Source organism: Ruegeria sp. AWH4_226 (assembly GCF_056159225.1).
This window is the reverse complement of record NZ_JBSWUU010000001.1, coordinates 858,302-881,131: the sequence shown is the minus strand read 5'-3', so window position 1 is coordinate 881,131 and position 22,830 is coordinate 858,302. Positions and strand designations below refer to the sequence as shown.

The following is a 22,830-nucleotide window of genomic DNA, read 5'->3' as shown; positions in this document are numbered from 1 at the left end:
GCAAATCTGAAAACGGAACTTGTTTGCGGGGTTTTACGGGGTTTGGACCAAAACCCCGCAAACTTGATGTGCGCATAACTCATTGTTTTTATTACAGCTTCCTATTCCTTGCGGGGTTGCAGGGTTTGCGGGGTTACTACTAAATCCATATGGGAAAGGAATTTCCGAGGATTGTAAGCCGTATCGGTAAAACAGATGGCGTTTATATGTATAAATTCCGCACCCACAGTCGTGAACAATCCCCGCAACGCCGCAAACCCCGCACATATAATGATTTCAATGGGTTATCCTTGCGGGGTTCTAATCCAAACCCCGCAATACCCCGCAAAACACAAGAGGCGCTAACGCGCCTCCTGCCTATCACAGCTCTTGAGCGTCTTCTTGACGAGCCGCCAGAGCTTTGCGCCTGATGTGTTGGGCACAACTTCAAACGAAACTTCTACATCACCCACTAGATGAGGTTCCCCCTCAACGTCACGCTTGAAGCCGTGGGCCAACTTTTCGGGTACGAAATAATCACCACTCTGTAAGTCATACCCCCATCCGCTCAGTCTAAGTGACTTGGCTTCGCCCTCTTCGTCTTCGTGAAATTCTTCCAGAATGGACTTGAGTGACTGGGTGCCTACAGGATGGCGTTTCTGGATCGTGCCAGTCACAAAATGGGTGCCGTCTGGAAACTCTGACAGACGTTCAATCAACATCTTAATTGGGGTTTCGACAGTCGATGAGCGCGCCTTCATATCCTCTTCGTTGCCCAAGAAACCCTTGATCCCGGCAGCATCAAGTATACCGCCCATGACGCCAGCCCATTGGCTATAGCTGGCCTTGTCCTTGCCTCCGGGCTTACGCCCGCCAGCAATCCAATTCTGGATCAGCGTCAAACAAGCCCAGATCAATCTGCCCCGATTGTCACGCACCCAAGCTTCAATGTCAGGGTGACGGAATCCGGTTCTCTTCTCCGGCGTTGCAGTCTTCGGGTCAATGTAGATGAGAACAAACCGCCGGATCAGTTCTGCAGACAGGTTCAACTTGATGCCAGCAATGACCCACTGACACCGCACATCAACTTCAACCAAGTCTGAATTGTGAAGTGGACGCGCCTGATAGGTGGGTGCGGTCATCGCTGATGCCAGTTCGCCTGAATAGACTGTATTGCTGATGTTGTCGAAAAAGACATTGGGGTGCCCGCTGCGCAATGCAGGCAACAGGACCTTAGTCATCTCTTCCGGCGACGTCGGCAATGCCATCGCTGCGGTACCACGGCCTCCAAAGATGCTGCTCATGGCTGCTTCCAGCTTACCGGCCCCCGCGCCGGGTTTCTGCTTGTCGATAGCAATTCCAGCGGCGTTTCCGGGGATCATGTCACGCACGAAAGGGAACAACGCCATGACAATGGCATGAGCAAGGCTAGGTGCCGGTAGTGGTTCAGCATCTGGGATGGGGACCAGTTCCCCATTCTCTTCGGTGCAGCGCAGAGCCGCCCGGATCGTCTCTGCACGGTCCATTCCGTCCAGCATGAAATCGGCAAGGATTTCCTGCACCAGCAAGCGCTTGGCTTCGAATACTTCTTCTTCAGTGGGCTTCTGACTCACGTCGGGGATATTCAGGTTTTCGTCTGGCTTAAAGAATAGCTTACTTTCCCAATCGTATCCCGGCTGCGTCAGCAGCGTGCCCGATGCGGTGAAGCTGGGCGTAGTTATCATGCCCTGCAAAGCTGGAAACTGAGAACGGTCGGCTGAATACAAATGGTTGACGACGTCGTGTGGTGCGGACACGCCAATGCACTTTTCAGAGGTTTCCCGCTGGAAAGACACGACTGTGTTCAAGAGATGAGCGAACCCATCCTTATCCAGTGTGCGGATGGCGTATCGACCATCAGAACCCGCGCGGATCACACACAAGTCATGCATGTTGTGAAACAACGTTGGCTCTGTCTGGTTCACTTCGTGCAACCGGCGGCTGGCTTCCGAATGCTGCTCATCGAAGTGCCAGTCATTTACGACGATCACACGACCTTCATCAGCCTTTTGAGTTTCCTTGTCACGACGCTTCTGCGCGTCTTCCAGTTCCTTCCAGAATTTCTTGACGTCCCGCTTCCCAAGATTGGTGTTGCGGGCGATGACAGCCGTGACATTCGCCTGCGTGGACATGTCCGCACCGTCGCGCCATAGGCTCCTGATAAACTTTCGGATATCGTCATCTGTGGCATCTGTAGTGAAGGCCTCGGCACGTTCTTCAGGCGTCAGTCTTTCGTTACCCAGATCACCGTCCAGTGGTGCGAACGGATCGCTTTCACCGTCCGCCACGTCCAGAAGAAATCCGGCGTCTGGATCAGTCAGGGCGGCTTCGTCGAACCACCCCTGACGTAATGCCTCTTCAAGGAATTCCAGCTTGTGACGGCCCTGACAGGCGTCGTGGTGGCAGAACCAAGTCCAGTATTCGGTCTGGCCGTCGATGGCATTGACCGCCATGGTGGCGGTGCCGCCCTCAGACGTGTGCTCATGTTCGAACGGGCATTCAACGTGAACGTGGCCCTGCGCCTCGCCACCCGCAACCCTGATCTTGTCGGGACACAGAGTTTCCAGTAAGTCCGCCATCAAGAAACGGTCCTTGGCATCACGGTGCCATTCGTTCAGCGATGCGCCAGACGGGGTTCGACACTGGGGCACTCGATTGTCGTCAGCGCCAGCCATCGTGAAAGCGTTGCTGTTGCGGTCACGAGCATATGCAGCTTTCTTCATCGGCTGGATATCATCGAAGTTGAGTGGGTTGCCCTGCACGATGGCTGCATACCAATCGTCAGTCCCCTTGGGGTGACGAGCGGTGTAGAATAGACGCGACGGGTCGGTACACGACGTATCGAAGTGAACACCCAAGATGTTTCTGGCCAGACCGGTGATCTTGTTCTCCCAGATCGCAAGCGCAGCCTCGTGAGTTTCCGCCAGTTCAATGATCTTGACCGGCACCGCCAGCGGGAAAATCAGACGAAACTTTTCTAGCGGAGGCGTGTCGAGAATGATCTTAACGCCGTCCGTGGTCTGATGCTTCTGCTCCTTGATCGTGCATTCTGCGATGAAGGACTCTTCGTAGCGGTTCTTGTCGTGCTCTCGCAGGAACTGCCGGACTTCGGATTCTTCCGGGTCCCGCGTGATCTGCATCTTGCGGAGGACTTCGTCCCGCTTCAGCTCAATTCCACGCTTACCGTTGTTGAACGAGGTGTAAACGAAGCACAGAATGCCTTCCGCTTCCAACGTGTCCAGAACGTCGTCTAGCTTGGCACCGGAGTCCACATCGAGGCCCATGGCGAACATCGTGTCCATGGCCTTGGCCTTACGAGCACCGCCGATGGATGAACCCAGAACAATAGATGATCCAGCCTTGTCCTTGCCCACAGGGTGACGTGAGAAACCCCACGCAGCCGTGTTCTTGGTGCCTTCCTGCCCGCCGATCCACGCGCCCCATGGCAGAGTGACCTGCTTCCAATCACCGTCCTGCGTATTGCGGCGATCCTTGGCCCCCCACAACTCGCCGGTCAGCAGTGAGGCCTCTCGGGACAGGAACTCGCCCAGCCCTTCAGGCTCCGTGCCGAGGATGTCGGCATCGTTCAGAAGCTGGGGTCCAGCATCCGGCTCCGGCTGACGCCGGTCAACAGCCTCCTGCCAATCGGGCAGATAGTCGTGGTCCTCGTCCACATTCCATTGCTTCAACAATTCCTGCGCTTCTGTACACGGCGTATCAAGATCGTTGCCATAAGTTTCGATCTGACGAGTAATCAAGTCGTCAAAGATTTCGTTCAGGTCCTTGTCGTCGCAAAAATCCCGGTCGATATCAGCCCACGCGAAGGGCGTATCAGGTTCGTTTTCAAGTACCGGGTCGGTGTCTCTGGGCATTCAATATTCTCCTAGTCAGTTTCTTTTCCCCTTCTGTTTGTCTGGGCGGCTAACGCCGCCCATTGCTGTCACGCAGCTTCCAACTCATCGAGCAGTCCGGAAGCCTCGCGGAACAAAGCCCGCAAACGCGCTGTCATTTCTGGTGTCCGCTCAAGCTCCGAAACCTGCTTGATCTGTTCGCACGCTACCAAGAGTTGATTTTCCATATCCCTTATCCTTCCTTCTGATTTTGACATGCCGGTCTGCCCGACACCGGGAAGCTGCAACCGATTCACCTTCAAATCAATACCTAGTGCATTGTTATTACTGTGTGTTTTCAGCGTCTTGTAAGGTCACGGAAAATGGCATTATTTGCAAAATGTCACATCTGCTTGCATCTGATCGGGGCTGTCAGGCGCACTTTCCCCAACCATGGATTGAGCAATTCTAAGTGACAAAAACCGCCCAAGAATTGTGCAATTGCAAAATCACACAACTGAGGTCAGACAAAATGGCATTGGGAACATTGATGAGATGCGACAGCCCGTCGCACCTCATGAGGGTCCTGCGCTGCTTACTTGATCGCCGAAATGACCGACAATCGCCTGCAACAGCGGCCAAGGGGGCTCAAAACGAATCTTCGCGCCGTCACCGCCGGGTGCCCGTGGGCCAGTCCAAAGCTGATGTTTATGCCGAGGATGCGGTTCAAACCCGGCAGCGGTCATCGCTGCGTCGAAGTCCTCACCAAGAAGCGCGCGCAGTTTTTCGGCGTCCTGCCGGTTGATGTGGTAGCCCCCGAGGCCATCGCGCTTGTCGCGATTGTAAATACGCGCCAAGAGTACGCGAGCGGTTTCTCCGGCAACTGTGCCGGGGTGCTCGATATCGAACATTTCATTTTCTCCAAGTCAGGTTTGGTTGTTAGATTTTGTCTGCTGCCAAGAGCGCCGTTAGCTCTTGAACCGTTACGCCAAACATCCCGGCTGGGGATCGCGGCTTATAAGGCGCTCTGGGTAGTGCCCCCGCTTCCAAACCATCGATATGAGGTGCTCGGTTGGTGATGTAGAAGGATTGATAGGGGTTCGAGAAATCCACGGCGGCGAGCGTCGCCATGGCGTCAGCCGAAGCCTTGGCGCGGTTTTCTTCGCCACCCAACGGCATGCTGTTCGTCCCCGGCTGGGGTGCGTACCCCGGCCTCACGGGACCCGAATACGGTACGCCGCCAGTGGCAACGTAGTTCGCCACCGCCTGCCCGGAATGAACAGGTGTTTTCTCAATTAGTCGGCGCAGCGCTTCGCTGACCAACCGGCGCACCTTGTTTCGAAACATCACTTCGACGCGCTCTTCAGCCCGCTCAATGTCGTTGATAAATCGGCTGGCGTTCAACACCCGCATCACATGTTCCTTTTTGAGGGGGGAATTCGTCGAGTAGCCGTTTTTCGACGGCCTCGGCAATTTCAGCCCATGCGTTTCTGAATGATGTGTAGTCCGGATAGAAAAGCTGGTGAGCATGCCACAACTGGGCGCGTCTGAGCGCACGCTGCAAAGCACGAGGCATCTTGTTAATCTGCCGCATTGCGAGCCTCCAAGATGGCGTCGATCTCCGCAAGGAGACGCACCTCCTCATCATCCTTCTCAGCTTGCGACATGCCGGAGCGAAGCTCAGATACTGCGCGCCACTTGTCGTCGCGCGCGATCTTGCGTTTCTCCTGCGCAGCAGTGAGCGACGGCGGGATTGGACCCCCTGCAAACAGTGATTTCTCTGGGGCAATCATTGCGCCACCGCCTTATGCCAAGCCATGGCGGCGCGCCCAGTTGATCTTTTCCGCAGGCGGCAAGTCATCCCAGTTCGCAGGCTGCTGGTGTTCGTCAGCCGCTTCTCGCGCCCAGTTTCCAGCGGCGTAGGCCACGGATGGGACCTTGTTGCGCGCGCTGGAAATGATCGTATCGCGGTCGACATCGACGTTTGCCAATACCGCCGATTTAACGCCGGGAAGCGTCAATGCCTGATCGGTGGTGATTTCCACCCCGTATTCGGTAGCCACGATGGCAGTGACCTTCGCAAGGACTGATGGCAACCGGGCACCGGCGCTAGCGCTGTTCAAGTTTTCCAACAGGGCTTCCGTTGCCCCGGTCGCCTCTTCGTGAAAGGCAATCATTTCGTCTGTAATGACGAACTCTGCGTCATGCGGCATGTTTATATCCTTCGTAGTGGTTGTTGGTTTTAGCCATGTTCCAAATGGCTGTGGTCGAGCTGTTCTTGATGGTGAACGCGATGCAAAAATCTTCCCAATCAGCGGGAAGATCATCGCCAAAGATTGCGTGAATGGTCGCGGGGTGGATCAAAAGAGCGTCGGTGAGAAAGGCGGAATCCAGATGTACAACTTTCTCCCAGAACGCCCGTGCTACAACTTCCCGAAACTCAGCCTGAATCTCTGCGGCTCGTTCGCGTTCAGCATCACCGAGGGAGACCCATAGGCGCTTCGAGCGAGACTGTGGCGCAGGTCCCAAATCCATATCGGCAGGCGCGGCAACACGAGCCTGCCGCGAGAGATGCAGCAAGGGCGGCAGATCGGGAACGCGAGGGATCAAATCCGCAAGCGCATAGAAATGCTCAGTGCCCTCACGATGGCGCAACACCGGATCGCGCTCATTTAGCCAGCGATGCGCGGTACGTGAAGTTATACTGTACGCACGGCACATTTCAGCCGTGCTGATATAATGGAGTCCGTGGCTCATAAGCCCTCCAAGTGTTTGATTATGAGATGAAATAACAACGCCCCCGGCGTTGGTTTAGACACCCCCGGTGCCTCAGATTTCTAAGAGAAACATGCCATAAAAACGAGAAAATGTCAAAGGCCAGACGGTTAACGGTCTGGGAGTTGTCGTGTCTTTCTGACGCTCGATCAAACAAACAAATGGTGCCGGTTGCAAAGTTTCTGTTCAGCGGATTGTGATCTTTCGGGGCGCACTCTAATGCGATCTGTGAACAAACAAGAGAGTTTGGCATGATTCCAACTGAACAGATTCTGGAGTGCCCAGATTTTATGGCGCTCATGCAGTACATTGCAGTCGAACATGGACTACCGAAATACAGATTTCACAACGATGAACTGCTGTTTCACTATACGGATGCCGCAGGTTTGCTGGGAATGGTGCAAAGTGGGCGTCTCTGAGCTACGGACATGAGATTTCTAAATGACCCATCTGAGCGCAGCGTTTTCCCTGCCGAATTGTTCAACCTTATGAGAAATTCCGACGTTGGAACTGCTGAGTGCCGAAATCAAATCATAGATGGTGTTGAAAGCAGAATCCGCGATGCTCATGAAAACGAACAAGCATTCTGTGTCAGCCTGTCCCGCCAAGGCGACTTGCTAAGTCAATGGCGCGGGTATGGCAATTTTGGAAAAGGTTATGCCATTGGCTTTAAGCTATCATCTGGTTTGCCACATCCACAAATCGGCCTGCTTTATGATGTTCTTTATCAGGGTGTGGATCTCGAACCCTTTGCCGAAGACCTGATGAAGGTGTTCGTCGACGCGTACGGGAAATGGAAAGATGACCTTTTTGATGAATGGGCACGCGTAATTTCGGTGCTTTCCTACTCATTCAAAGATGCCTCTTACTCGGAGGAACAGGAGGTAAGAATTGTGAGCCACTATCGTGACCCATCGAAGGGTGGCGCAGATTTTTCGAAAGAGGCTCCACTGTTCTTTCGCCCGCGCGGAAGCGACATCATCCCTTATCTATCACTCTCGCTTGGTTTGCTTCGCGAAGAGAAAGAGCGCCCAATTCTTCCAATCCAAAGAGTAATCGTAGGCCCCGGAGTGGAATATGACCTGAACTCTCGGGCCATTTCTCAACTGCTTATTGCAAACGGATACCACGATGTGGATGTGGTCCCTTCGTCAATTCCCTTTCGTCCGTAGTCAGGTATCTTCGTGTAAAAGCTTTGCCCAAAATAGTAGCCAAATCCCTTCGGGTCGGTGTGCATAGAGCTACCGTTCAAGCCAACTGCGGTTCCAAGCAAGCCGATACCCTTTCCACAATTCAATAGTTGATCCAAGAATATCAGGCGACTTAATTCTATTTAGCCTCTGGAGTCGGACCGTTCCAACAAGGTCTTCCCCAAGTCCGTAGCTCGCCAGACGTCTTGCACGATGGTCTGCACAGAACACGTTGATTTGTGCAAATCCTAGTGGCAGGTATCTAACTAACGAATAAAGTGGTAGTTTTCGCTGAGCCTGCTTCTTGGCGCGCCGAATTGCGGCGCGGCAATTTCTTCTAACCATGTTTTGGTTAAGTGCTTGGCCGTCTGTTTCGATGATCACATCCGCGTTTAGAACTGCACCCCACGAGTTGCGATGAATGGTGGAATTTCGAACGACAATCGCGGGCCTACCCGTTTGCTTGCGGTAGTTAGATATAGCTACTGGCAGTCCCACCTGCACTACATACTTCAACGTGCCCAAGCGATGGATAATGGTACGATTTCTTTTACGTGCTAGAAACAGCGGCAAATAGTCTATTTTAACGTCAGAGTACTTCTCGATGCCGTGACCATTCTCACGATGGTCTGCAAGTTTTCTTCCATCGAAACTGGCCAATCCCGGTAGTTCGTTTCTTGCCTTCATGGATATGAAGTACCGGTCGAATCCCGGAGCTGACGCCTCGGCTTGCACGGCTGTCTGCACCGTTGAAAACCTTACTTTGGCTTCGTCCATGGTTCGAACTTCGCAGTAGACAATCAATTGGCTTTTGTTTCCCAATATTGTGGAGGGCAACGCACCTGTCACTTCCCAGTAAGGTGTTTTTGTTTCGGCGCAAAGTTCTTCGACCATCAGGTTCTGGGGAACCAGTTTAGCTTTGTCGCGTCGAGACAGCACGAACACTGAGTAGGCAAGTAAGAGACCGTTGCACGTGTCCAACATATCGTCGAACTTTCGAACAACTTCATAACCTTTCAGGGTTAGTTCGTTTGACTTGCTATCACGGTAGATAATTTCGTTGGCGGAATATCTGACGCCACCGTGTGCGATCCCATTTCTCACCAAATGGACGTATGAGGATATAACATCCGAGTATTGGTCATCGGGTAATTCGGCGACAACATTGAAGAGGTTTAATCCTTGTGTTCCCTTTCCTGCGGCCAGCCTAGAGAAATGGGCTACTATTCGAAGCATCGGCTGAAAGACCGCTTCTGTGAGCCGCAGGTATGCTGGGTGGATTTCCCGGTCTATCAAAATTAACGACTGGTAGTCATCTCGTTCTTTCATCTCTCTATCATGCCAGCCAAACGCATTTATTTCCTGCGCGTGGCGAAACGCATTGTCGATAGCTATCGAATGCTCATCAATGTAATCGTGCAGTTGTTGCCTGTGGGATGCATCAATATCTTGCAAGGTGCGATAGAATGCATGAAACGCGCTTTGTGAAAAGAATCTTTCGGGACGGTCGTCTAGAAATTTGTGTAAGACAAGTGCGGCCGAACCGCCGCCGCCCACAAGCTCAGGAAAGGCAGCAAAAACTTTTCTATTTTGCAACTCGTGTATTGCAGAAAGCAGTGGGTTCTTCATCTTGCTAAAAAAGTAACTTGCTGTTCGAGTATTGCCTCCTGTGTTTCACGAGCTGCTGGACTTAGCAGTATGGTCTTGCTGACTAAATTTGTGAGAAGGCTGCAACGATCCGCTTATGTCAGTCAGAACACCTACGATTATACCAAAGACGACAGTGTATAGCCCTTGGTCGATTGCCTGACCTGTGGTCTTTGACCCAAGATACGCTTGAGCCGCATACGCAGGGTCATCCGAATTCAATACAGTGATTGCCATCACGATACGCAAGACGCCAAATGCGATTGCTAGCACAGCAAGAATTCGACCTAATTTCGTGAATACCATGTACGCGCCCTATGGATTATTTCGATTTCTAAATGCACCTTGTGGTAGATCGGCGAAGGCAGGAATTCAATATCGCAATGAGAAACAAAATCACATCAGAGGCACGTGGATGATTATTAACTTGGAACTAAAAGAGGAAATGGTCCCACCAGAAGATCACCACACCTTCACCTTGTATTATACAGGTGGGTTAACCACACGGCGACTGAAAAAAGGGTGGGCATTAGAGCCGGTACCGATCAATGGAAAGCCGCACATCATCGGGACTTTCTCCGATCAAGAAATTCAGTCTGTGATCGAAAACATCGGTGTAAAGCCGATCTGTTATGAACAGCAAGGTATCAGTAGCGGCGTTGGTCACCGGTTTTTCCGCCCTTGGTCATCTTGGGCACTCACAAGGACGCAAAGTGCTGGCGACCTTTGGTCTTCTATAGTGAGCAACATGGACACTGAAGGAGAAAGAGAGAAGGAGCTCGCCCGCCACATAGCGCTCGGAATACGGAGCGTTGAGGTCCACATGGGAAGAATATCAAGCTTTTATGGCATGCAGCTCTATGGTGCTATCGCTAGCGGGAAGACTGCCGGAAATCGGTTTTCGATGGGGGCCGGCTTAGAGATTTCTGCGAGCGTACATGACTTTTATTCTTCGGTAGGCTCGCTTCGCGATTATTTGGCCGCTCTTATCGCTGAACGGAATGGAATGTCGAACAAGGTCAACGACTTCACCAAACTGATGTCAGGTTTCAAAGGAGAGCGGTTCTTTTCAGATCGTATGATGGGTGTTTTCTTTGCCGGTAATCACCTGACTCAAGTACAAGGGGCGTGGGTCGCGTCGGGTGTCCTGAATGAAATTCGATTGCTCCGTAAGCGAATGGTCCACGGGAAGCCGTACGGGTCGTTCGAGGATGAACAATGGGGGCGAGTAGTCGACGTGCTTGGCGGAGAAAATCTACCCGTCCAACTCTATGAGCAATGCTTAGTCGGGGATGATGGGAAAAAGTACGAGCTACTTGTGATCGTTCGGCGTCACTATTTGTACATGATGAAGCTGCTCGAAGAAATGGCCCGCGCATCCGGCTACTCTTCAGAAATTCCGATATTCGACGACAGCAACGCATCCTTCATCAACTTTAGTGGGCGATGAAGCGTTCTTACATTTCTTTGATCGCGACGGTGGCCCGCTAACGTGGGCTATCGGCATATTCACCACACCACCGAATTGTAGATTGATAGCTGAACTCAATCTCTGGAACACGCCTCTGAACTTTGAAAAAAGAGCTTCAAAGGCAAAGGCCTACATGAAGCTTGGATTCCTGAACACAAGGCTAATATGAACTACTCTTGGTGTGATTTTTACTTTTTTGCGAAAGACTGGCAGACCCTGATCGGGGCGTTGATCGCCCTTTGTGCTGCATTGTGGACAATACATTTAATGCGCCGACAGGCAGCAAGAGAAGAAAAACGGCACCAAAACCTACTACATCGGAAGAAAATGGCCGCACGTGCGAGAATGCCCGATGCCCTTAGTGAAATATGCCAGTACGCACGCGCGACTGGTAGATTTCTTACTGGCCAAGTCGATAACAGGCCAGATGCACCAACGGCGTCAATTGAGGAACTGAAGCAGGTTATCGAACACATCGACGATGATGCAGCGGCTAGGTCGTTTGAGCTGGTATCTTGGTACCAAGTCCAATGGGCACGCATGCAGGGCCTTAACAACCCGCAGCATGACACTGGTTCGCTCTATGACATCGCTCTGCTACACGCCTATGCAGACAGCCTTTTTGACTACGCAAGAAACGAAGCACAGACTACTTCAAGCGAACTACCATCTCAGCGTGAAATGACAACAGCACTTAGAAACACTTTTGGTTTCGAATATGTGGTGAGACACGAAGAACAGCTTTTTCCGTTGGTTGAACGAATTCAAAGGCGGCACCAAAGTTAGCCCGCGTTAGCGGGCGTACCCTACCCCTAGCAGCAAATCATCAGAATGAAACTTTGTTCATGGCGTTAACCAACGCGTCCAAGTTTTCTGGGCTCGCGTAGCGTCGGAACTCGGAACCGCGATTGAACGGGGCACGACGCAAGCAAAGAAAGGCCCTGCTAACGAGGGTCACTTGAAAATATCCCCGCAACTTCAATCCTAGATTGAAATCCAAGAAACACTCGGCTTAAAGCACCTTCAAGCAAAAAAGTAGAAAACGACGGAAACCATGACTGAGATGAACTACGCGGATGAACAGGGGCTATCAGCCAAAATCAAGCGGCATAAAAAATTCCTCTCACCGAGGCTCGATTGTGCGGTGAAAGGCCTTGTCATTGGCACACTCAGCGCTCCACCTTCTCTAATTTTGCACTGGTCAAAAGACGACCCGGAGGAGCTAAACCGAGGCGTTAACGCTGTATTTAGTGTTGAGACTCAAGTCTTTATGTTTGCCATGCTATTGGGAACTTTAGCGCTTGTTCCGTTAGTGCCCCTCATACTACGTCTAAGTGTATTCATCTATGACACGATCCTGTTTGGGTTAGCGTTTTTGTTTGCAACAGCGGGTTGGTTCGGCATTGCATCGTACGTTTTGGAAGACCCGGAAAAGGCAAAAAATGTGCTACTGGGTCTTTGTATCGCACTCGTTCCGATAACCCTCGCGATTTTGGCAATTGGCCCCCTCATTTTAGAAGACCTTGGAGAATACACCGTCCATAGAAACCGCTGGCGCGCATTTAAAGGGAAAAAACGGCTTTGGTGCTTGTTCTGTGTAGTATGGGTCGCGGCATTCGCAGGTATTGCATATTACGCATCTTCAATAATTCAGTCGGCACCGAGGTAGTCCATCATCGGAGAAGAAAATGAACAGATTTATCGTAAGCATTTGTTTAACAATATCTTTATCCGGTGCATCACTTGCTAACCCAGAACGCTTGCAGGGGCGTCATTTGTACCAAGCCTGCAATCCCAACTTTGTAACGGCAGATATCCCTTGGTGCCACGGCTATGTGCGTGGCGTTGTAGACGGGCAAATGATTTTGGAACTTTTCGGCGCGGCTAGGAATGAAAACATGCGCGCCCCGTATTGCTTACCCGAAGCGACTGGAACAACGCAAATGGCAGAAGCGGTGTCAAAGTGGATGCAGCAGACGAAGGAATCCCCCAGCCAGTCAGCGTTTTTGGTAGTCACACAAGCGTTGATGGAAAGCTACCCCTGCCCGCAATGAGCTTACCAATATTCAACAGCGTCCAACGCTTCCCGAAGGATCGCCAAACCTTCGGGCGTATCGTTCAAACGTGTCTTGTAGTTCCTCAAATGCCCCTGCCCCGACACGTGCCCTGTGATGCCTCGGATAATGTCATCGCTGCGCTGAGCGCGTTGCAAGCGATCCACAAGCGTGTCCTTCGTGCTGTAGAGAACATGCCGGTCATTGGTGAACCCAGCCGCCCTGATTGCCTTGGTAAACGAGTCTGACATGGTTCCAGCGGCGCTTTCAGGCTTGCCGTTCAGTTTCCATCCCCGCTCCTGCATGAACGAATGGAAGTCGGCGATATGCTTTGACAAAGGCAGCTTACGGCTGATTTTGGTCTTGGTTTCCGTGATGTTAATGAATTCAGGTGTTACGTTCTCCGGCTTCAATCTGAAAATCTCAACAGGACGCGCCGCAGAATACAAAGCGACACGGAATGCCATTTGGAATGCCGCCTGACGATCTTCATCATACCGGGAACTTCCCCCCCAGCATTGCTGAACCACACCCCAGACGCGCTTGATTTCGTCATCGTCGAAGCGCTGCCACCGTGACTCCTCTACTGGGGTGTCACTACGCGGCATTTTCACTTTGTCGGTCGGCATAGCATCGAAGCCGGGGACAAGTTCCTCTGACAGTGCCCATTTCATAATGGCCTTGGCGGGCGCAAAATACTGAGCCACGGAATCCGGTTTCAATCCTTCGTCCAACAGGTAGTCCCGATGTAGGCGCAACTTTTCCGGAGTGAACTGATGCAAGGGCAAATCACCCAGATAGTCCGTTAGGCGCTTATTCTTGTTCTTGTAACTGCGTTTCGTGGCATCAGATGAATTTTGAAGCTGGAAGTATTTCTCTTGCAAAGTAGACAGCCGGTATTCGTCGCTTTCCGCCGATTGTCCCACCAATTCTGCAAGGCGCGCGTTCAATGCGGACTGCATCGCAGTGTATAGCGTTTGCTCAAACGTATCGCCCCCGTTAGGGGGCGAAGCCACAGGCAGTTTCAGTGACTGTCTCAGCAGCGGAGACGGGTCATTGAACTGATCGATGTGTGAACGGTCCCCGAATGCCTGATAGGCAAAAATAGCTAGGGACTCCTGCTCGTACCTTGGAGACAGGCTGCGCGCGCCCTTCATGTGCTCTTCGGTGTCCCGCCATGTCAGAGCCAAAGAGTCCGGTTTTTCTTCAAGGTCATTTTTTAGTTTATGAGCGACTATAGACTCTATGCTTTCTCGAGCCACATCAGACCGGATTTCCTCATTTTTCAGAAGGGCAATGATCCGATCATGTTCCTTGGCGTATGCCTTGCACCGATCTTCAGCTTTACTGAAATTGCTACCCAAAGACAGATCCCATCGTTTGCGCCCTAGCAGCGTCTGCAATGCCCTCGGAACATCCCGCTGATACTTGAATGCAGCACGACCTCTACGGGTGTACGCCGTCATGTATTTGGGCAGCTCGATTTTGTCTTTGGCAGTTGTCATCGAAAAGAGAATCCATGGTACTTTTCCTTCAAAATCCATGGTACTTTTCGAAACTCGAGGCAACAAAATAAGGCATTTATGGAGATTTTGTCCGTGAGACCGTACAAATCTCTTATCACCCACCATTTTTTCCAGTGTTTGCTTTCTGGACGCGCCTATAGTTTGGCCAAGCCACACTGTTTAACGTCTCTACGATTTCCAGAAAACCGAACGATCACTTCAGCGTTAGGTCCGTCGATACAGAATAAGACGCTCAAGCGTCGTAGCCGTGACGGTAGAGAAGATAATCAGCCTCACGCAGCCACCCTGCATCTGCATGATACAGCAAGACATGATCGCACGTCTTAATCAGTACCCAAATTTGTTCTGAAAACACGCTCTTGAACACGTGACTTTCCCGGCCGCCGAGTGATGTCGCGGGAGGACCTCAAAAGCACAGACACGAAACGCATCGCTAGCTTTCGAAAAAAAAGGCGGGGATGAACCCGCCTTTTTTTGTGTCAATGTGCTGTCTGAGACGGCCCTGAACTCTCCGCCGATTTGGCTGCGGCCGCGGCAGCCTCCTCCGCCGCCTCGTCCCATTCGACAGGCTCTGGCACACTCACCAAGGCGTGCTTGAGAACCTCGGAAACATGTGTGACAGGGATGATTTCCAGCCCTTCCTTCACGTTGTCCGGTATCTCAGCCAGGTCCTTTTCGTTTTCCTCTGGTATCAACACTGTTTTGATACCACCGCGAAGGGCCGCTAGCAGTTTCTCTTTCAATCCGCCAATCGGCATCGCATTACCACGCAGAGATACCTCTCCGGTCATGGCAATGTCTTTTCGCACCGGAATGCCGGTCAGTACGGATACAATCGACGTTACCATCGCCAACCCGGCAGAAGGGCCGTCCTTGGGCGTTGCTCCATCCGGCACGTGGACATGGATATCCAGAGAGTCGAATTTCGGCGGCTTTACCCCAATCTGGGGCGAGATCGAGCGAACATAAGACGACGCCGCGTCAATGGACTCCTTCATAACATCGCCCAGCTTACCGGTGGTCTTCATCCGGCCCTTACCGGGCAGCTTCAGCGCTTCGATATGCAGCAGGTCGCCGCCCACGGACGTGTAGGCCAGGCCGGTTACAACGCCAACCTGATCATCCTGCTCGGCCAAGCCGTAGCGGTACTTTGGAACGCCAAGAAATTCATCAAGATTTTCGGGCGTTACCGTTATGGAGTCGGCTTCTTTCTTGATGATCTTGGTCAGCGACTTACGGGCCACCTTGGCGATCTCGCGTTCAAGGTTACGTACACCTGCTTCGCGGGTATAAGTGCGAATGATCTTCTGCAACGCCTCGTCTGTCAGTTCAAATTCCTTGGCCTTCAGACCATGGTTTTTGACCTGCTTGCCGATCAGGTGCTGTTTCGCGATCTCACTCTTTTCCTCTTCGGTATAACCGGCCAGCGGAATGATCTCCATCCGGTCCAGCAGTGGCCCGGGCATGTTATAGCTGTTGGACGTCGTCAGGAACATCACGTTGGACAGGTCATATTCGACCTCAAGATAGTGGTCCATGAACGTGTTGTTCTGTTCGGGATCCAACACCTCAAGCATTGCCGAGGCCGGGTCGCCGCGGAAATCCTGGCCCATCTTGTCGATCTCATCGAGCAGGATTAGCGGGTTCGTGGTTTTTGCCTTTTTCAACGACTGGATGATCTTGCCCGGCATTGAGCCGATATAGGTCCGGCGGTGACCCCTAATCTCGGATTCATCACGTACGCCGCCAAGCGAGATGCGAATAAACTCGCGTCCAGTGGCCTTTGCCACCGACTTGCCCAAGCTGGTTTTACCGACGCCCGGCGGGCCTACAAGGCACAAGATCGGGCCCTTCAGCTTTTTCGAACGCTGCTGGACAGCCAGGTACTCAACGATCCGTTCCTTGACCTTTTCAAGGCCGTAGTGATCGTCATCCAGAATATCCTGCGCGCGGCCAAGATCTTTTTTAACGCGGGATTTATTCCCCCACGGCAGCGACAGAATCCAGTCCAGATAGTTGCGCACAACCGTCGCCTCGGCGGACATCGGGCTCATGTTACGAAGCTTTTTCAGCTCACCCTCTGCCTTTTCGCGCGCTTCTTTCGACAGCTTGGTTTCAGCGATCTTGGCTTCCAGCTCGGCCACTTCGTTCGAGCCGTCCTCGCCATCGCCCAGCTCTTTCTGAATGGCCTTCATTTGCTCATTCAGATAGTACTCGCGCTGCGTTTTCTCCATTTGGGATTTGACGCGCGTTTTGATCTTTTTCTCGACCTGCAGAACCGACATTTCGCCCTGCATCAGGCCGTAGACCTTTTCAAGCCGCTCGCTAACGCTGAGGGTTTCCAGAAGTTCCTGCTTTTGCTCGACCTCAATACCCAAGTGGCCCGAGACGAGATCAGCCAATTTCGCCGGTTCCGTCGTTTCCCCGACAGCTGACAAGGCTTCCTCAGGGATGTTCTTGCGCACTTTGGCATAACGCTCGAACTCATCGGCAACCGTGCGCAGCAACGCTTCGGTTGTCGTCACATCGCCGGGGATTTCAGTCAGATACTCTGCGCGGGCTTCGAAAAACTCTTCGTTTTCCAAAAACTCGGTGATCTGCACGCGCGCCTGTCCTTCCACAAGAACCTTCACGGTACCATCGGGCAGTTTCAGCAGTTGCAGGACGTTCGCCAAAACCCCAGCGCGGAAAATGCCATCGGTTGTTGGGTCATCGTCGCCCGGATCAATTTGGCTGGACAGCAAAATTTGCTTGTCGTCCTGCATCACTTCTTCCAGCGCGCGGACGGATTTTTCCCGACCCACGAACAGCGGCACGATCATATGCGGAAAAACCACAATATCGCGCAGCGGCAGTACAGGGTACGAGGAGTTAAGGGGCTCTTGCATGCTCAATCCTTATCGTTGGCAAGATGGCTCTGGTCCCTTCTGAGGCAACCTTTGGCCATCTCCTGTCTTGGACGATAAAGGTGGGGCCGCGATGCCCTTTTTCAACCTTACCGCCAATTGTCAGGAGTCAGAATGACCCGAGCTTTTCCGGACTGCAAGGCATCCGGTGCATATATCCACCGAATTTAGCAAAATCGGTCAACTGCTCGCGGCAACAAAATGTCGTGACGTCCTCAGTTTGATTGTTCGCGCCCGTATTCGAAGTTTCGAAACAGAAGTCATCAGCTTTGGTGGGCTCATTTTGTGTTAACCCGGCGGGCAGTTTGATGGCTTAAAGGAAAAACCAAGGCCGAAACGAGTATCCGGTCACAGCGGCTCAATATCGCCCTGCGCCCTCTGCGCATGGAACTCTGCTTGCCATGCCTCAAAGGTTCCGGCTGCAATTGCGTCGCGCATGCCCTGCATGATTTCTTGGAAATAGTGCAGGTTGTGCCAAGTTAGCAGCATTCCTGAGATCATCTCGTTCGAACGAAACACGTGATGCAAGTAGGCGCGCGAGTAATTCGAGCATGCCGGACACGAGCAGTTTTCATCCAACGGTCGCGGATCGTCCGCATGGCGAGCGTTCTTGATATTCACCACACCGTGTCGAGTGAATGCTTGCCCAGTGCGGCCTGAGCGAGACGGAAGAACACAATCCATCATGTCGATCCCGCGCGCGACCGCGCCGACGATGTCATCCGGTTTACCAACACCCATGAGGTATCTGGGCTTATCAACCGGAAGGAAATCTGGTGCGTAATCGAGGCAACCGAACATGGCCTCCTGCCCCTCGCCCACAGCCAGACCACCAACGGCGTATCCTTCAAAACCGATCTTCCTAAGCGCCTCGGCACTTTCTTCGCGCAGGTCTTTCTCTAGCCCGCCCTGCATGATGCCAAACAGTGCGTGGCCCGGACGATCCCCGAACGCTTCGCGCGATCGCTCGGCCCATCGCATCGACAGGCGCATCGACTCGGCAATCCGTTCCCGGTCAGCGGGCAAGGCGGGACATTCATCGAAACACATCACGATGTCTGAACCCAGCAGGCGCTGAATTTCCATCGATCTTTCGGGTGTCAGCTCGTGTTTTGACCCGTCGATATGAGATTTGAATGTCACGCCCTTTTCAGTGAGCTTTCGCAACCCGGCCAGCGACATGACCTGAAACCCGCCCGAGTCTGTCAGAATAGGCCGTTCCCAGTTCATGAATTTATGCAGTCCACCCAGCCGGTCGATCCGCTCGGCCGTTGGCCGCAACATCAGGTGATAGGTGTTGCCCAATAGAATATCTGCGCCCGTTTCGCGGACGCTTTCTGGCATCATCGCTTTGACCGTCGCCGCGGTTCCGACAGGCATGAAAGCCGGTGTGCGCACTTCGCCACGCGGCGTTTTGATAACACCGGTCCTGGCTTTGCCGTCGGTGGCTTTCAGGTCAAAGGAAAAACGCTTGCTCATCTGGATGCCTCGGGGTCACTGAACCGGGCAGCATTTGCCTGATCTGCCGGGTTATTGCAACCCAAGTGGTCGGCTGTCACGCATTCTACAGACTGTTGCGCAGCCCCTTGACCGCCAGACACGGAGCGGTAGTTGAAAACCACGCACCATATGGGATGCAAAGCGGTCACAATCGCTAACTTCTGCCATGTATTCACCGCGTCAATGACTTGTATTTACGCCCGTTTCCCTCATACCGAAGTTGAATTTATTCAACTCAACTCCTAAATGTATACGACAGTACACAAAAATGAGGGCAGAAATGACCGAAGACCAGATTATCGGATTACTGACGTCAAACATTATCTATCTACTTGCGGCGGTCCTGATCGTCATTGTCACCTTTAAAGGTGTGAAGATCGTTCCGCAGTCAGAAAAATTCGTGGTCGAGCGGTTCGGGCGCCTGCACTCGGTGCTTGGCCCCGGTATCAACTTTATTGTTCCTTTTCTAGATGTTGCGCGTCATCAGATATCTATTCTGGAACGTCAGCTTCCAAACGCGACGCAGGACGCAATCACCAAGGACAACGTTCTGGTCCAGATCGACACGTCCGTGTTTTACCGCATTCTCGAACCGGAAAAGACAGTGTATCGTATCCGTGATGTGGATGGTGCCATCGCAACAACGGTTGCCGGCATCGTGCGGGCCGAAATCGGTAAAATGGATCTGGACGAGGTCCAATCGAACCGATCGCAGTTGATCGCCCGCATTCAGGAAAGCGTTGAAACTGCGGTCGACGATTGGGGCATTGAAGTCACCCGTGCCGAGATTCTGGACGTCAACCTGGATCAGGCCACCCGCGATGCGATGCTGCAACAACTGAATGCCGAGCGCGCGCGCCGAGCGCAGGTAACCGAGGCGGAAGGACAAAAACGTGCTGTCGAACTGCAGGCCGATGCCGAGCTTTACGCGGCCGAACAGTCGGCCAAGGCCCGCCGCATACAAGCGGACGCCGAAGCTTATGCAACGGGAGTTGTTGCCAAGGCCATTCAGGACAATGGCATGGAGGCTGCGCAATATCAGGTTGCGCTTAAACAGGTCGAGGCGCTGAATGCATTGGGTAATGGTACCGGTTCGCAAACGATCGTAGTCCCCGCCAACGCGCTAGAGGCCTTTGGTGACGCATTCAAGATGCTGAAAGGAGGTAAATAATGGCTGATCTCTTTTGGATGACCTGGTGGATCTGGCTGGCCGGGGCGCTGTTGCTCGCCATACTTGAGATCGCCCTGCCCGGCTTTATCTTCCTAGGCTTTGCAATTGGCGCAGCTGTGACGGGCTTGATGCTGCTCATACCTGGAATTTCGCCGTCACTGCCCGTTTTGGTGATGATCTTTGCGGCGCTATCATTGGCCGCCTGGTTGCTCTTGCGGCGTGTCTACGCCTTGCCCCGCGGTCAGGTGAAAACATTTCGACACGACATAAACGACTAGTCGCATCTGTTGCTCGATGCTTAGGTTATCGCACCACTGGACGCTGACAAAATCGTTTACTATATAACTCAGGAAACAGACCCGAGGCACAAATGACTCATCCGAGTGAACAATTGGAAGGCACGCCGCTGATCGCGCCCTCAACCGTTGAGCATCCTCTGTACGATTCAGTGGTAGAAGCCTGCCGTTCGGTTTTCGACCCTGAAATACCGGTGAACATCTATGATTTGGGTCTGATCTACACCATCGACATCACCTCGGAAAACGCGGTGAAAGTCATCATGACACTGACAGCGCCCGGCTGCCCAGTTGCAGGCGAAATGCCCGGCTGGATTGTAGAAGCAATTGAACCCGTCGCGGGCGTCAAAGAGGTTGACGTTGAACTAACTTGGGAGCCGCCCTGGGGAATGGACATGATGTCTGATGAGGCGCGTCTGGAACTGGGTTTCATGTAGCCCAACCTTCACGCTTGAAAGGTTTACAGGACGGCCATTGCCCGGATGAACCGCGCCCAAAATCAATGACTAGCGCTCTATACTGAAAATAGTTTGTAAAAACAACCTATTGCACGCCGCACTTAGTCTTTATTTCAGTCGCACGTTCATCCAGAGCCTTAACGTAGTCGCCTGATAACATGGACAAACGCTTTTGTTCGGTTCCGGTCACCAATCCCAAAAGCGCACCGGCTGGCGTGATTGCAACCACGCTTTCAACCTGCTGATCCTGAGCATGCTTTTTTTCAGCTGCAATCGCCCTCAGATCACCCTCAGCAGTGGCGCAGTTGACCGGGTGTGTTTTTTGGGTAGTTTCGGCAAACACGCCCCCTGCAGTCAGCGTAACAACTGTAAAAGTCAATGACAGTTGCCTGTTTACAAACGTGATTTTTGACTTTCCCATTTTTTACACCAATTCTGTTCTGCTAAAAACATCTATACATTCAGCTAAGGTCAGCACGGTAAAAAACGCAACAGCTTTCCCCTCAGAACACCAAAATTCAACAGAGCGCCCAAGCTATGCCTTGAGCCTTCGTAGCGTCAGTACTAAATTGAATGCAACGCGTGACAATGGAGATCACAATGTTCGGCATTCCCGGCAAACAGGCCGTAACCATTACGCCCAAAGCGGCAGAGCAAATTGCCCGGCTTATGAAGTCAGGCAATCATGCGGGCTTGCGTATTGGTGTCAAGAAAGGTGGCTGTGCCGGCATGGAATACACCATGGACTACGTGGAACAACCTGACCCTAATGATGAAGTTGTCGAGCAGGACGGTGCCAAGATCATCATTGCCCCGATGGCCCAAATGTTCCTGTTCGGAACTGAAATCGACTATGAGGTCTCGCTGCTGGAATCGGGTTTCAAGTTCCGCAACCCGAATGTCGTCGACGCCTGTGGCTGTGGTGAATCGATCAAGTTCGATGAAGGACTGTCCTCCCAGCTTTAGGACACTTGCAGATGCACATACGTTTCATTGAAACGGCGTGTCAGGTGTTCGCCTGCCAAAATTGTCTCACCCGATCCGGGCGGTGCGACATTGGTGTCGTAGGACGGGTTGAAGAATAGCGGCACAGACAACCGTTCCTCGGTCCCGCCAATCACGCGGTGCAAGGTGGCTTTGACTTGGCCGCCTGTCCAGAACTCCAACATTTCACCGAAATTAATGACGAATACCCCCGGCTCGGCTTCAACCGCGTCCCATCTGCCGTTGGGCATGCGAACCTCTAACCCTGCGGTTCCATCCGTGGCCAACAAAGTGAGGCAACCATAATCCGTATGCGCGCCGATGCCGAAATCGCGCGCTCCGGCCCAAGACGGACGTTTCGGATAGTAGTTTCCCCGCAGTAAAGCCATCGGTGGATCAAAAGCGTTGTCAAAACTATCAGCTTCGCGACCTAATGCTACGGCAATCGCTTGTAACACTCGCATGGCAACGGCACCGGCGTCCTTGAAATAGTCTTGTACTGTCTGTTTGAACCCGACCGGCGATTGCGGCCAAAGGTTAGGTGCATAAACGCTCAGATCGGAGTAAGGGCTACCCGCAGGCAGTTCATAGCCACAGTCGAACACTTCCTTATAGTCCGGATTGGCGTCCGGATCGACCTGTTCGGACCGCGGCGCGCCCCAACCACGGTTGGACCCGGTAACGGACATATCGACCTTCTGCTTTTCCACTTCAGGCAGATGGAAAAAATTGCTGTAGGCCGCAAGTACCCGGCGCACGCGATCACCATCAAGCCCAGTATTTGAAACTGTCAGGAAACCCACCTCAGCCACCGCGTGCAGCAGCTTCGCAAGCTCGTGCGGATCACGCTGATCCAATTTCGCAAGATCAAGGTTTTCGATCATTTTTCCAGCCAAACTTTCGCGCGGATACTGCCGATTTGACCCCCGCTGCGCAACCACAATTGTCAGGGCTTACTGGCGGTGCTATCCGGTTCCCAGACATACGAAAATCAGGGAGATCGG

At 52.7% G+C, this 22,830-nt stretch carries 24 protein-coding genes; 10 read left to right on the top strand and 14 right to left on the bottom strand.

What is annotated here, in order from left to right; all coding sequences use genetic code 11:
• Positions 1 to 341 precede the first annotated feature (341 nt).
• The 8 genes from ACXAET_RS04225 to ACXAET_RS04190 form a co-directional block, all read right to left on the bottom strand.
• Positions 342 to 3,890, bottom strand: a complete 3,549-nt coding sequence (locus tag ACXAET_RS04225; protein ID WP_475181563.1) for a hypothetical protein — start codon at positions 3,888 to 3,890, stop codon at positions 342 to 344.
• Positions 3,891 to 3,958: 68 nt separating this feature from the next.
• On the bottom strand, positions 3,959 to 4,096 hold the full coding sequence (locus ACXAET_RS04220; RefSeq protein WP_475181560.1) for a hypothetical protein: 138 nt from the start codon (positions 4,094 to 4,096) through the stop codon (positions 3,959 to 3,961).
• Between the two features lie 327 nt (positions 4,097 to 4,423).
• Positions 4,424 to 4,759: a hypothetical protein gene (locus ACXAET_RS04215; RefSeq protein ID WP_475181557.1), complete on the bottom strand. Its 336-nt coding sequence runs from the start codon at positions 4,757 to 4,759 to the stop codon at positions 4,424 to 4,426.
• 28 nt (positions 4,760 to 4,787) lie between these two features.
• Positions 4,788 to 5,261, bottom strand: coding sequence for a hypothetical protein (locus ACXAET_RS04210; RefSeq protein ID WP_475181553.1), 474 nt, complete (start codon positions 5,259 to 5,261; stop codon positions 4,788 to 4,790).
• Positions 5,221 to 5,442: a hypothetical protein gene (locus ACXAET_RS04205; protein WP_475181549.1), complete on the bottom strand. Its 222-nt coding sequence runs from the start codon at positions 5,440 to 5,442 to the stop codon at positions 5,221 to 5,223. Before ACXAET_RS04205 ends, ACXAET_RS04210 begins: the two co-directional genes overlap by 41 nt.
• Positions 5,429 to 5,641 (bottom strand): hypothetical protein, encoded by a 213-nt coding sequence (locus ACXAET_RS04200; protein WP_475181546.1) that lies wholly within the window; start codon positions 5,639 to 5,641, stop codon positions 5,429 to 5,431. Before ACXAET_RS04200 ends, ACXAET_RS04205 begins: the two co-directional genes overlap by 14 nt.
• A gap of 12 nt (positions 5,642 to 5,653) precedes the next feature.
• Positions 5,654 to 6,061, bottom strand: a complete 408-nt coding sequence (locus ACXAET_RS04195) for a hypothetical protein (RefSeq protein ID WP_475181543.1) — start codon at positions 6,059 to 6,061, stop codon at positions 5,654 to 5,656.
• The gene (locus ACXAET_RS04190) at positions 6,051 to 6,605 is read right to left on the bottom strand and encodes a hypothetical protein (protein ID WP_475181539.1); all 555 of its coding nucleotides are present in this window, start codon (positions 6,603 to 6,605) and stop codon (positions 6,051 to 6,053) included. Before ACXAET_RS04190 ends, ACXAET_RS04195 begins: the two co-directional genes overlap by 11 nt.
• Before the next feature lie 269 nt (positions 6,606 to 6,874).
• On the opposite strand from ACXAET_RS04190, the gene ACXAET_RS04185 reads away from it, so the two are divergent.
• Positions 6,875 to 7,042, top strand: coding sequence for a hypothetical protein (locus ACXAET_RS04185; protein WP_475181537.1), 168 nt, complete (start codon positions 6,875 to 6,877; stop codon positions 7,040 to 7,042).
• Positions 7,043 to 7,051: 9 nt separating this feature from the next.
• The gene (locus ACXAET_RS04180) at positions 7,052 to 7,795 is read left to right on the top strand and encodes a DUF2971 domain-containing protein (protein ID WP_475181533.1); all 744 of its coding nucleotides are present in this window, start codon (positions 7,052 to 7,054) and stop codon (positions 7,793 to 7,795) included.
• Between the two features lie 69 nt (positions 7,796 to 7,864).
• On the opposite strand, the gene ACXAET_RS04175 is transcribed toward ACXAET_RS04180, so the two are convergent.
• Positions 7,865 to 9,442, bottom strand: coding sequence for a hypothetical protein (locus tag ACXAET_RS04175; protein ID WP_475181528.1), 1,578 nt, complete (start codon positions 9,440 to 9,442; stop codon positions 7,865 to 7,867).
• A 433-nt stretch (positions 9,443 to 9,875) separates the two neighbouring features.
• Between ACXAET_RS04175 and ACXAET_RS04170 the strand changes: the two genes are divergently transcribed.
• The 4 genes from ACXAET_RS04170 to ACXAET_RS04155 all read left to right on the top strand — a co-directional run bounded on the left by ACXAET_RS04170 (position 9,876) and on the right by ACXAET_RS04155 (position 12,985).
• Positions 9,876 to 10,910 carry a hypothetical protein gene (locus ACXAET_RS04170; RefSeq protein WP_475181525.1) on the top strand — a complete coding sequence of 345 codons (1,035 nt, stop codon included), beginning with the start codon at positions 9,876 to 9,878 and terminating at the stop codon, positions 10,908 to 10,910.
• Positions 10,911 to 11,096: 186 nt separating this feature from the next.
• A complete protein-coding gene (locus ACXAET_RS04165; RefSeq protein ID WP_475181521.1) occupies positions 11,097 to 11,717 on the top strand; it encodes a hypothetical protein in 621 nt (206 codons plus the stop codon).
• Between the two features lie 268 nt (positions 11,718 to 11,985).
• A complete protein-coding gene (locus tag ACXAET_RS04160; RefSeq protein ID WP_475181517.1) occupies positions 11,986 to 12,600 on the top strand; it encodes a hypothetical protein in 615 nt (204 codons plus the stop codon).
• Between the two features lie 19 nt (positions 12,601 to 12,619).
• Positions 12,620 to 12,985: a Rap1a/Tai family immunity protein gene (locus ACXAET_RS04155; RefSeq protein WP_475181513.1), complete on the top strand. Its 366-nt coding sequence runs from the start codon at positions 12,620 to 12,622 to the stop codon at positions 12,983 to 12,985.
• A 2-nt stretch (positions 12,986 to 12,987) separates the two neighbouring features.
• On the opposite strand, the gene ACXAET_RS04150 is transcribed toward ACXAET_RS04155, so the two are convergent.
• The 3 genes from ACXAET_RS04150 to tgt form a co-directional block, all read right to left on the bottom strand.
• Positions 12,988 to 14,667, bottom strand: a complete 1,680-nt coding sequence (locus ACXAET_RS04150; protein WP_475181508.1) for a DUF6538 domain-containing protein — start codon at positions 14,665 to 14,667, stop codon at positions 12,988 to 12,990.
• Positions 14,668 to 14,990: 323 nt separating this feature from the next.
• On the bottom strand, positions 14,991 to 17,399 hold the full coding sequence (gene lon, locus ACXAET_RS04145) for an endopeptidase La (RefSeq protein WP_475181505.1): 2,409 nt from the start codon (positions 17,397 to 17,399) through the stop codon (positions 14,991 to 14,993).
• 366 nt (positions 17,400 to 17,765) lie between these two features.
• On the bottom strand, positions 17,766 to 18,896 hold the full coding sequence (gene tgt, locus ACXAET_RS04140) for a tRNA guanosine(34) transglycosylase Tgt (RefSeq protein ID WP_475181502.1): 1,131 nt from the start codon (positions 18,894 to 18,896) through the stop codon (positions 17,766 to 17,768).
• Between the two features lie 301 nt (positions 18,897 to 19,197).
• Between tgt and ACXAET_RS04135 the strand changes: the two genes are divergently transcribed.
• The 3 genes from ACXAET_RS04135 (at position 19,198) to ACXAET_RS04125 (ending at position 20,821) form a co-directional block, all read left to right on the top strand.
• Positions 19,198 to 20,088 (top strand): SPFH domain-containing protein, encoded by an 891-nt coding sequence (locus tag ACXAET_RS04135; protein WP_475181498.1) that lies wholly within the window; start codon positions 19,198 to 19,200, stop codon positions 20,086 to 20,088.
• On the top strand, positions 20,088 to 20,366 hold the full coding sequence (locus ACXAET_RS04130) for a hypothetical protein (RefSeq protein ID WP_475181495.1): 279 nt from the start codon (positions 20,088 to 20,090) through the stop codon (positions 20,364 to 20,366). Before ACXAET_RS04135 ends, ACXAET_RS04130 begins: the two co-directional genes overlap by 1 nt.
• 92 nt (positions 20,367 to 20,458) lie before the next feature.
• Positions 20,459 to 20,821 (top strand): SUF system Fe-S cluster assembly protein, encoded by a 363-nt coding sequence (locus ACXAET_RS04125; RefSeq protein ID WP_475181493.1) that lies wholly within the window; start codon positions 20,459 to 20,461, stop codon positions 20,819 to 20,821.
• 106 nt (positions 20,822 to 20,927) lie between these two features.
• Here ACXAET_RS04125 and ACXAET_RS04120 read toward each other — a convergent pair whose 3' ends face one another.
• Positions 20,928 to 21,263: a hypothetical protein gene (locus tag ACXAET_RS04120; RefSeq protein ID WP_475181491.1), complete on the bottom strand. Its 336-nt coding sequence runs from the start codon at positions 21,261 to 21,263 to the stop codon at positions 20,928 to 20,930.
• 179 nt (positions 21,264 to 21,442) lie between these two features.
• Between ACXAET_RS04120 and ACXAET_RS04115 the strand changes: the two genes are divergently transcribed.
• A complete protein-coding gene (locus ACXAET_RS04115) occupies positions 21,443 to 21,808 on the top strand; it encodes a HesB/IscA family protein (protein WP_475187088.1) in 366 nt (121 codons plus the stop codon).
• Here the strand turns inward: ACXAET_RS04115 and ACXAET_RS04110 are convergent.
• A complete protein-coding gene (locus ACXAET_RS04110; protein ID WP_475181488.1) occupies positions 21,805 to 22,710 on the bottom strand; it encodes an isopenicillin N synthase family dioxygenase in 906 nt (301 codons plus the stop codon). The two genes, ACXAET_RS04115 and ACXAET_RS04110, sit on opposite strands and share 4 nt — an antisense overlap.
• Between the last annotated feature and the right edge of the window lie 120 nt (positions 22,711 to 22,830).

Bases quoted from the DNA above. Each gene is read 5' to 3' on its own strand.
- ACXAET_RS04135 (WP_475181498.1), top strand. From the start codon at position 19,198: ATGACCGAAGACCAGATTATCGGATTACTGACGTCAAACATTATCTAT.
- ACXAET_RS04170 (WP_475181525.1), top strand. From the start codon at position 9,876: ATGATTATTAACTTGGAACTAAAAGAGGAAATGGTCCCACCAGAAGAT.
- ACXAET_RS04155 (WP_475181513.1), top strand. From the start codon at position 12,620: ATGAACAGATTTATCGTAAGCATTTGTTTAACAATATCTTTATCCGGT.
- ACXAET_RS04210 (WP_475181553.1), bottom strand. From the start codon at position 5,261: ATGCGGGTGTTGAACGCCAGCCGATTTATCAACGACATTGAGCGGGCT.
- ACXAET_RS04130 (WP_475181495.1), top strand. From the start codon at position 20,088: ATGGCTGATCTCTTTTGGATGACCTGGTGGATCTGGCTGGCCGGGGCG.
- ACXAET_RS04190 (WP_475181539.1), bottom strand. From the start codon at position 6,605: ATGAGCCACGGACTCCATTATATCAGCACGGCTGAAATGTGCCGTGCG.
- tgt (WP_475181502.1), bottom strand. From the start codon at position 18,896: ATGAGCAAGCGTTTTTCCTTTGACCTGAAAGCCACCGACGGCAAAGCC.
- ACXAET_RS04180 (WP_475181533.1), top strand. From the start codon at position 7,052: ATGAGATTTCTAAATGACCCATCTGAGCGCAGCGTTTTCCCTGCCGAA.
- ACXAET_RS04205 (WP_475181549.1), bottom strand. From the start codon at position 5,442: ATGCGGCAGATTAACAAGATGCCTCGTGCTTTGCAGCGTGCGCTCAGA.
- lon (WP_475181505.1), bottom strand. From the start codon at position 17,399: ATGCAAGAGCCCCTTAACTCCTCGTACCCTGTACTGCCGCTGCGCGAT.
- ACXAET_RS04110 (WP_475181488.1), bottom strand. From the start codon at position 22,710: ATGATCGAAAACCTTGATCTTGCGAAATTGGATCAGCGTGATCCGCAC.
- ACXAET_RS04120 (WP_475181491.1), bottom strand. From the start codon at position 21,263: ATGGGAAAGTCAAAAATCACGTTTGTAAACAGGCAACTGTCATTGACT.
- ACXAET_RS04220 (WP_475181560.1), bottom strand. From the start codon at position 4,096: ATGGAAAATCAACTCTTGGTAGCGTGCGAACAGATCAAGCAGGTTTCG.
- ACXAET_RS04115 (WP_475187088.1), top strand. From the start codon at position 21,443: ATGTTCGGCATTCCCGGCAAACAGGCCGTAACCATTACGCCCAAAGCG.
- ACXAET_RS04125 (WP_475181493.1), top strand. From the start codon at position 20,459: ATGACTCATCCGAGTGAACAATTGGAAGGCACGCCGCTGATCGCGCCC.
- ACXAET_RS04225 (WP_475181563.1), bottom strand. From the start codon at position 3,890: ATGCCCAGAGACACCGACCCGGTACTTGAAAACGAACCTGATACGCCC.
- ACXAET_RS04165 (WP_475181521.1), top strand. From the start codon at position 11,097: ATGAACTACTCTTGGTGTGATTTTTACTTTTTTGCGAAAGACTGGCAG.
- ACXAET_RS04160 (WP_475181517.1), top strand. From the start codon at position 11,986: ATGACTGAGATGAACTACGCGGATGAACAGGGGCTATCAGCCAAAATC.
- ACXAET_RS04185 (WP_475181537.1), top strand. From the start codon at position 6,875: ATGATTCCAACTGAACAGATTCTGGAGTGCCCAGATTTTATGGCGCTC.
- ACXAET_RS04175 (WP_475181528.1), bottom strand. From the start codon at position 9,442: ATGAAGAACCCACTGCTTTCTGCAATACACGAGTTGCAAAATAGAAAA.
- ACXAET_RS04215 (WP_475181557.1), bottom strand. From the start codon at position 4,759: ATGTTCGATATCGAGCACCCCGGCACAGTTGCCGGAGAAACCGCTCGC.
- ACXAET_RS04195 (WP_475181543.1), bottom strand. From the start codon at position 6,061: ATGCCGCATGACGCAGAGTTCGTCATTACAGACGAAATGATTGCCTTT.
- ACXAET_RS04200 (WP_475181546.1), bottom strand. From the start codon at position 5,641: ATGATTGCCCCAGAGAAATCACTGTTTGCAGGGGGTCCAATCCCGCCG.